This is a genomic window from Mesorhizobium sp. M7A.F.Ca.CA.003.01.2.1, assembly GCF_003998945.1.
Classification (GTDB): Bacteria; Pseudomonadota; Alphaproteobacteria; order Rhizobiales; family Rhizobiaceae; genus Mesorhizobium; species Mesorhizobium ciceri.
Genome location: NZ_RZRA01001141.1, coordinates 1 through 1,527 on the forward strand (window position 1 = coordinate 1; position 1,527 = coordinate 1,527).

The 1,527-nt window shown below is 63.9% G+C and carries 2 protein-coding genes; both read right to left on the reverse strand.

The window, feature by feature from the left end; genetic code table 11:
- Positions 1–514, reverse strand: a 514-nt coding sequence (locus tag EN969_RS30570) for a 6-phosphofructokinase (protein ID WP_206525275.1), incomplete at its 3' end; no start/stop codon positions are given.
- Between the two features lie 100 nt (positions 515–614).
- Complete coding sequence (locus tag EN969_RS30575; RefSeq protein WP_024501964.1) at positions 615–1,382, reverse strand: L,D-transpeptidase; 768 nt, start codon at positions 1,380–1,382, stop codon at positions 615–617.
- Positions 1,383–1,527: the final 145 nt, after the last annotated feature.

Below are 1,527 nucleotides of genomic sequence, written 5' to 3' on the forward strand. Positions count from 1 at the left end.
CATAGATGCCGGGCAGCGCGCGAAAATCGAGATCGACGGACAGGAAGGCGCCGGCGACGAACTCGGCCGCCGAAATAAAGCCCGGCGTGTGGTCGTTTTCCTCGAGATCATTGTCGATGGTTTTTGGCGCATGAACAAAGGCAATTGAGCCGCCGGCGGCGTCGGTCAGGATCTGCTGGGTACCCGACGTGTCGTTGCCGCCGATATAGATGAAGGCGTCGGCGCCGGCCTTCTTCAGGCCGTTGAGGATGACATCGCAATAGGCGGCGTCGGGCTTGTCGCGCGTCGAGCCGAGGGCGGCGCTCGGCGTGCCGGCAATCAGCCGCAGGCGGTCTTCCGGAATGGCGGAAAGGTCGACATAATTGCCGTCACGGATGCCGCGCACGCCATGGATCGAGCCCAGCACCTTGGCACCGGGATGCCGCTTGCGGATCTCCAGCGTCGCCCCGACAACCGTCTGGTTGATGACGGCGGTTGGGCCGCCGCCCTGCGCGATGACAAACGTTCCAGCCATGCTTGATTTCTCCCGGCGCGATGGTTTTCAAGGCACCTTGGCCTGTCTTGTCGCATCGCGCAACGGGAGTTTCGAGCGGCGCCAACACGCCGCATAAGCGTCAGACGACGACGACCGGATTTTTCTTGGAGACGCGGCTGTAGAGGTCGATGATGTCCTGGTTGATCAGGCGCACGCAGCCCGACGACATCGCTTGCCCGATGCTCCACCATTCGGGCGAACCGTGGATGCGATAGCCGGTGTCCTTGCCGTCCTGGTAGATGTAGAGGGCACGCGCGCCGAGCGGATTGGTGAGGCCGCCGGGCTGTCCGGCCTGCCATTTCACCAGTTCAGGCTTGCGGGCGATCATCTCCGGCGGCGGCGTCCAGGTCGGCCATTCCCTGCCGTACTGGATGTTGGCGCGGCCGGACCAGCGGAAACCGTCCTTGCCGATGCCGACGCCATAACGGATGGCATCGCCGCCCGGCTGGACCAAATAGAGCATGCGCTCCTTGAGATGGACGACGATGGTGCCGGGCGCCTCGCCTGTCGTGTCGACGACGATCTGGCGGCGGAATTCCGGCTTGACCTTCAGATATGGCACTTCCGGAACGTTGAAGCCGCCGTCGGTCAGCCCGGCATACATGACCCCGGGACTGGTGACGTTCTTGTCGACGCTGATGCTTGGCCGGATCGGCCGCACGGAACCCGTGGTGACGTCGTCGAGCTCGAGCGCCGGCAGGCCGCCGCCCGAGGTCGAGCAACCGGCGGCGCTCAGCAGCGCAAGCGCCCCTGCCCCGGACAGGATGGCGCGGCGGGAAAGATGATGATCGGTTTCGATTGCGTCGCCATTTCGCGGCGGCGTCAGACCTTGCGGCAACTCACGCATATACCCAGACCCTACGCTGTCGGCGGGAAGCACGGTCCGGCCGGATAGCAGGCATTTTCCTCATTCATGGTTGATAAAGCGTGAAGACCTTGCACAGCCTGCATTTGCGCATGGCCTTGGCGATGTTCGACCTTCTTGCCTGAAC

What these genes read in the sequence shown, in the direction of transcription:
- EN969_RS30575 (WP_024501964.1), bottom strand. Translation starts at nt 1,382, where the DNA reads ATGCGTGAGTTGCCGCAAGGTCTGACGCCGCCGCGAAATGGCGACGCA.